This window comes from Mesorhizobium sp. M1E.F.Ca.ET.063.01.1.1 (assembly GCF_003998155.1).
GTDB lineage: Bacteria > Pseudomonadota > Alphaproteobacteria > Rhizobiales > Rhizobiaceae > Mesorhizobium.
This window is the reverse complement of the sequence record NZ_RZSC01000309.1, coordinates 1-6667: the sequence shown is the minus strand read 5'-3', so window position 1 is coordinate 6667 and position 6667 is coordinate 1. Positions and strand designations below refer to the sequence as shown.

General features: G+C 65.4%; 5 protein-coding genes, 1 tRNA gene and 1 pseudogene. All 7 read right to left on the bottom strand.

The window, feature by feature from the left end:
* The coding region (locus tag EOA29_RS20715) for a site-2 protease family protein (RefSeq protein ID WP_145969724.1) at positions 1-661 on the bottom strand (661 nt) is incomplete at its 3' end.
* A 511-nt stretch (positions 662-1172) separates the two neighbouring features.
* On the bottom strand, positions 1173-1472 hold the full coding sequence (locus EOA29_RS20710; protein ID WP_126090227.1) for a hypothetical protein: 300 nt from the start codon (positions 1470-1472) through the stop codon (positions 1173-1175).
* Between the two features lie 300 nt (positions 1473-1772).
* Positions 1773-1868: transfer RNA gene (locus EOA29_RS41025), tRNA-Sec, on the bottom strand.
* Between the two features lie 126 nt (positions 1869-1994).
* Positions 1995-3821 (bottom strand): annotated as a pseudogene (gene selB / locus EOA29_RS20705) (selenocysteine-specific translation elongation factor); the annotation flags it as partial.
* Positions 3818-4606: a tetratricopeptide repeat protein gene (locus tag EOA29_RS20700; protein WP_126090225.1), complete on the bottom strand. Its 789-nt coding sequence runs from the start codon at positions 4604-4606 to the stop codon at positions 3818-3820. The gene EOA29_RS20700 and the pseudogene selB, both read right to left, overlap by 4 nt.
* Positions 4593-6011, bottom strand: a complete 1419-nt coding sequence (gene selA / locus EOA29_RS20695; protein WP_126090224.1) for an L-seryl-tRNA(Sec) selenium transferase — start codon at positions 6009-6011, stop codon at positions 4593-4595. The genes EOA29_RS20700 and selA overlap by 14 nt, the downstream gene beginning before the upstream one ends.
* 8 nt (positions 6012-6019) lie before the next feature.
* Positions 6020-6667: formate dehydrogenase accessory protein FdhE (fdhE, locus tag EOA29_RS20690; protein ID WP_127221372.1), on the bottom strand; the 648-nt coding region annotated here is incomplete at its 5' end.

Below are 6667 nucleotides of genomic sequence, written 5' to 3'. Positions count from 1 at the left end.
TTTCCGCAGTGGCGGCGAGGTAGACGAAGATCGCGACGAATATGAGCAGCACGTTGCCGGCGACGAGACCGATGAAGCCGAAGGCGAAGGCGGCGAACTGACCGACCGTCCCCGCAATCTCCGTCGCGCGCACGCGATTGTAGCGCGTGGCGAGGAAGGCGCGCAGCACGCGCCCGCCATCCATCGGAAAGGCCGGAATGAGGTTGAACAGAACCAGCCAGATGTTGACGGCGGCGAGGCGAGCCACGAACGCGACACGCGGGTTATCCATCGACGTCAGCGCGTCGATACCGACGGTGGTCCCGAGTGCTACGACGAGGAAAGCGGCAATGACGACATTGACCAGCGGGCCGGCGAGCGCCACGACGATCTCTTCCGACGGCTTCTCGGGTAGCCGCTCCAGCTCCGCGACGCCGCCGATCGGCAAGAGCGTGATCTTTGGAGTTCGGATGCCGTAGCGACTAGCGGCCGCGGCATGGCCGAGCTCATGCAATACCACGCAGGCGAACACGGCGCCGATGAAGCCGACGCCCTCGATTGCAGCCGACGTTCCACCCCCCTGGAAATAGGCGATGCCGATCCAGGCGAGCAGCAGCAGGAAGGTCAGGTGGATGCGGATCTCGGTGCCGCCGACACGGAGGATCGGGTAGGACCACTGCATGATGTGACTCCGTCGGGGTCGGGAAGGCAGGCCGCGCCCCGCCGAGCATGCCTCCGTTTGCAGTCGCGTCAAGTGCCTTGTCATTCGCTGGAGCGCTTCGCTCCGGCAGGCCGTTGATGCAGGGGATTCGGCTGGTGCGCGCCGCTTGTCGGTCATAGAGTTCGCCTTGCCGTTGCCTATAAGCAGACATCACTGGCGACCGCACGTTAGCTAGAGCAATTCCAGGAAAAGTGTGAGCGGTTTTCCGCCCGGAATTGCGTAAAAACAAAGAGTTAGAGCGGTTCGGCGTTTCCGTGAAACGGTGAACCGCTCTAGGTCGCAGTCCGCCAATTGTCACTTGTGAGGCCGGCTTTGGGCAGCGCGGCCGTCCCGCCACACTTCCGGACCGTTGTGACAGTGCTTGTATCGCGACTTGGCAGTTATCGCCCGCGGCTGTACCGAGTCGCGGTTGCGCAATAGGGGGAACACCAGGCGGCGAAACGGCCCAGCCGGTTCATGGATATGGATTTCTTCAGAAATCGACTACAGGCGTGTCGGGCATCTGCTGCTCAAACAGGGCCCAGAAGCTGGAGCCCCGGGTGTCGGAAAACCAGTGCTCGAACTCCGCGAGCGCGGCATGGATATTGGCGGATTGGTTTCCGCTTAAATCCTGGAACATTGCTAGCGCGACCGGGCCAAAATGCGAGATCACCTCCGAGCGCGCCTCGCTGTCGGCATTCCAGCCGAGGCTCGCGCGCAAGGCGGCGAATGCGTTCGCCACGGCGATATCCTCACTTTCCGCTAGGCCCATAGCATCGGCGATCGCCTGCATGAGGTTGAGCCGCCTGAAGGCGAATGCGCGTTCCTGCTCCAGCGCTGCAATCCGCCTTGCTGCTTCGTGCCGGAAACTTGTCTCCGCAGCCTTGGCGGCCTCCGCAGAAGTCCTCAGTTCAAGCAGAAAGGATGCTGGCATCGCGTCACCTCCTCGGAAAGGTCCGACACATTTTCAGGGCCAGGCTCTAAAGCATGTCTCCCGAAAGTGGGAACCGGTTTCGGGACAAAGACATGCGTAAAATCAAAAACCTAAAGCGCACGGAGCGAATCTGAAAGATCGCGACGCGCTTTAAGAGGATGGCGGAAGAGAGTGGGAGTCGAACCCACCAAGGACCGGCTCGCGGCCCCTCCCGGATTTGAAGTCCGGACGCCCCACCGGGGACGATGCTCCTCCAGAATCTTCTGCCGGTGAACCATTGTCGCCCTCGCGGCGAAACAGGTCCAGCCGATGCTTGTTGATGCGCCGCAGGTCGCCGCGCCGCAAGGTGACGCCGTGCCGGTCGAGAAATTCGAGGATATGGACTGCAACCTTGCGCCCGCTGCCCGCACTGTCGCGAAACTGTGCGACGCTGAACTGCCCGTCATGCCTGGCCGCCAGACTGCAGACGATCTCGACGATCTCAGCCAACGCCGGGCGAAGGAAGAAGTGATCATGCGCAACCTCATGCACTGTGCCGATGCGGCCGGTAAGCTTCAGAAGCTTGCGGATTTCCGCTTCCGGCCTGCCGAGCTCGCCCGCGATGTCGCGCACTCTTGGGGGGTGGAATCTCACCGAGCCGGCTATCAGCGGTTCGACCTCACGCCATAGTGCCTCCTCCCTGGCCGCGAGACGGACCTCATGGCCGGGAAGCCGTATCCAGGCGCCGTCGAGCTCGATCTGACCGGCGCGGACGAGGCTTCGCATGGCAGCGGCGAAAGCCGGCGCAAGAAGACATGGATCGAGCTGAAGGCGCAGCTTTTCCATGCCAATCCCCGGCAAATCCGGGTTGTCGGCATGAAAGGTCTCCAGGATTGTGCTCAAGTCGCGCTTGAACCGAGCCCACCGCATCGACGAGACCACGACCTGCGTCTCACCGACGGAAATGGTGGCAAGGCCGAGACGATCGATGAGGCGTGCGATCTCGTCGGCGCCGAGCGCCCGGTCGCGTGCGAAGGCGCCGAGGTCGAGATAGTGGGGCGGCGTGTCGAGAAGCACGGCGACGGCCTTGTCCGGCGCCGGGACGGCGTATGCTTCGAGCCTGGCCAGCCGTTCCGGCGAGCGGCGTTTGCGGCTCGGTGCCCTAAGGTCGATGAAGCGCCCGCCGCCGATGGTTCGTTGCGCGGACGTGTCGCGCACTACATAAGCGTCGCCGGCAGCGGCGGCGATCGGGCTCTCCAGGACAATCTGGACCTTGGCCGTGCTGCCGGGCGCTATAGGCTCGTCGCCGAGAAGGACGATCCTGGCCCCGACCTCGGTCGCGGCGTGATGGAGCCGCACCGGGAACCATTGCCCGATCGGCTTTGGCTCGCTGCGCAGCACACGCAGCTCGGCGTCAATCCTGTCCGTCGGCGCATGAAGCGCGGGATCGAGGATCACATCTCCGCGTCGGATTGCCTCCTTGCTGACGCCGTCGCCGGCCAGATTGAGCGCGCAACGGGTTCCGGCGAGGCCGCGCTCGGCCACCCGGTTCTGGGCGTGGATCGAGCGAATGCGCGCGGCAAGTCCCGACGGGCTCACCACGACGCTGTCGCCGACACCGACGGAGCCTGAAAGGGCGGTGCCGGTCACGACCGTGCCGATGCCGCGCAGGGTAAAGCAGCGGTCGACCGCCAATCGAAAGCGGCCCGAGGATGAGCGCCTGGCAAAGCGCGATGCCTCTTCGAACAGCAGGCGTCGGAGGTCGTCGATGCCTTCTCCCGTGACGGCGGAAATGGGAATAACCTCAGCCTGTTCCAAGATACTGCCCGCGAGGGCGGAGCGGATGTCCGCGGCGACAGCCGCACGTCGTGAAGGATCGGCCAGATCGCATTTCGAGAGCACGACCAGCCCACGACTGACGCCAAGGAGATCGACGATCGCCAGATGTTCGCGCGTCTGCGGCATGACGCCGTCGTCGGCCGCCACGACCAGCAGCACGAAATCGATGCCGCTGGCTCCGGCGACCATGGTGTGCACGAAGCGCTCGTGGCCGGGAACGTCGATGAAGCCGACGACGTCTCCGCTTGGCGTCGGAAGATAGGCGAAGCCAAGATCGATCGTCATGCCCCGCGCCTTCTCTTCTTGCAGCCGGTCCGTGTCGACGCCGGTCAGCGCCTGCACCAGCGCTGTCTTGCCGTGGTCGACATGTCCCGCGGTGCCGACGATCATGGCGCAGGCTCCTCGAGCGGCAACGTAGCGCGGCGTTCAGCCTCAGCGATTTCGCGCATGGTGAGAGCAGCGCGCGCCGCGTCCACGTACCGGCCTGCGATTACACTGCCGCCTGCTTGCGCGCGCAGGAGCCACGCATAGGCTTCGACAGGGTCGGCTGGAACGCCAGCCCCGAGATGGCAGGCGGCGCCGAGCATGGCCTGACCGTCCGTATCGCCGAGCAACGCGGCCCTGCGCCACCAGCGGACCGCTTCGGCAGGATCGCGCGGCATGCCGAGGGCATTGTGGCAGAGCATGCCGATACGGGTCATCGCCGATGCGATGCCCTGCGCGGCGGCAGCCAGCGCCCAACGCCGCGCTTCGGCAAAGTCAGGCTCGATCACCTCACCCTCGAGCAGCATCCAGCTCAACATGTCTTGCGCCGGTCCGTCGCCCTGCTCCGCCGCGGCCCGATAGAGTTCGGCCGCGCGGCGGTAATTCTGTTCGACGCCTTCGCCACGGAAACAGAGCGAGGCGAGGTTCCGCTGCCCGACCGGATCCCCGGCTTCGGCGGCGAGCGCCAGCCAGCGGAAGGCGAGATCGCTGTCTCGTTCGACGCCGAGCCCCTCGGCGAAGCAGGCGCCGATATTGTTTTGGGCGCGAGCCGATCCCGACCGCGCCAGCGGCTCCCAGATGGCGAGAGCCGTGGCGTAGTCGCCCCGCCTGGCAGCGTCGATGGCGACCGCCAACTGGTCAGCAGCGGATATTCGGGCCGGTTTGCGCGCCAGACGATCAAGCCACCGCACCACCGCCTCCTGGAGGGAAGCTCGCAAGATTGGCCGCCAAGCCGGCCTCGTCTTCGAGGCAGCGCAGATCGAGCATGAGTGCCTGCTTTTCGATGCGTCCGATCACCGGAACGGGCAGCGCCCGCAATGCCGCCGCAAGCATTTCCAGGGCTTGACCGCTTCCCGATTGGTGGCTGATGGCAAGCCCGGCGCTCGGCAGGGTGTCGAGTGGTAATGCGCCCGATCCGACCTGGCTTCGGCAGTCCACCACCTCCACTACAAATTCATCGCCCAGAACATTGGAAAGTACGGGAGCGAGGCGCCGGGCCTGCGCGGCAATATCAACAGCGGGGCGCGCGAGCAGCCTCAGCGTCGGCAGACGTTCCACCAAGCGATCCGGATTGCGGTAGAGCTTCAGCGTCGCCTCCAGCGCGGCCAGGCGGAGCTTGTCGAGGCGAAGCGCCCGCTTCATCGGGTTTCGGTTGACCTCGTCAAGAAGATCCTTCCGGCCGACGATGAAACCGGCCTGCGGTCCTCCGAGCAGCTTGTCGCCCGAGAAGGTGACGAGCTCGGCGCCGTCCGCAATCGCCTCGCGCACGGTGGGTTCGTGCTTGAGGCCGTATTGGGCAAGATCGATGAGCGTGCCCGAGCCGAGATCGTGGACGAGAGGCACCCCGCGCTCCTTGGCGATCGCCGAAAGCTCGCGCGCAGAGACCTCCGCCGTGAACCCATCGATCCGGTAGTTCGACGTGTGCACCTTGAAGACGACCCCGGTCGCCGGACCGATGGCCGACAGATAGTCCTTGGGATGCGTACGGTTGGTGGTGCCGACCTCTACGAGTTTCGCGCCCGAGCGGGTCATGATGTCCGGCATGCGGAACGAGCCGCCGATCTCGATCAGCTCGCCGCGTGACACGACGGCCTCGCGGCCAAGCGACAGCGTGTTGAGGACGAGAAGCACCGCGGCCGCGTTGTTGTTGACGACGGTTGCGTCCTCGGCCCCGGTGAGCTCGCATATGAGGGCCCGCAGATGATCGTCACGTTCGCCGCGTCTGCCGGTCCCGATGTCGAATTCGAGCGCCACTGCTTCACTCATGGCAGCGCGCATCGCCTCCAAAGCTTCGTTCGCGATCAGTGCACGGCCGAGATTGGTGTGCAGCACGGTGCCGGTCAGGTTGAAAACCGGGCGCAGCGATGGGCGCTCGGCGGCCTTGAGGCGGAGGAGCGCGTCGGCGGCGAGATCGCTCGGCTCGGGCACTTCAGTTCCGGTACGGCAAGCCGCCCGTGCTTCTTCCAGCGCATCGCGGATGGCGCGCGTCGTGGACTGCTGGCCGAAGCGCTCGACCGCCGCGGCCGCGAGCGGGGTCCTCAGCACGCGATCGACTGACGGGAGATCGCGCAGGCGGCTTGTGGGCAGACTGGTCATCGCGCACCTCAATAGCCTATGAGGAACGGATTGAAGGATCCGCGGCGATAGCCACCCTCGCGGACGAGGATGTCGAGCCCAAGCGTCGCCACGTCGTCGGCAACGGGATCGAGGCCGGGATCCTTATGCTGATGAAGGATCTTTACATAGCAGCCGCAGGAATCGCAGGTCTCGGCCTTCACCGTGCCCGACCCGCCGTCGATCTCCTGGTAGCCGATGCCCTTCGTCGAGCCGCACAGCGTGCATTTGATGCGCACGTAGTTCCACAGCGTGCTGCATAGCGAGCATGCGCAGAACCGCGCCCCATGAGCGCCCTGCCAACCGACGATGATCGAGGATGTCGGCGGGCTGCCGCAGGCGGGGCATGCGCCGTCGCCTACCGCCACCAGCGCGCGGGCATCGAGGCGGGCGGCGAGGCGAGCGAAGTGAACCTGTAGCGCGGCTGAGACATAGACATGCTCCGCGAGCGCCTCCATCGGAATCGCATTCGCGAGCACATTGCGTACCATGCCACCGCGCTTCGCCGGAGTGGCCTGCTTCAAACGGTCCAGCGCATCGGCCGCGAAGACCGGCTTCTTGATCTCCGACGCCGCGACGACCAGGCGGTCGAGCGTCTCGGCGATCGTGTCGAATGCCAGGTTGCTGCGGTCGAGCGG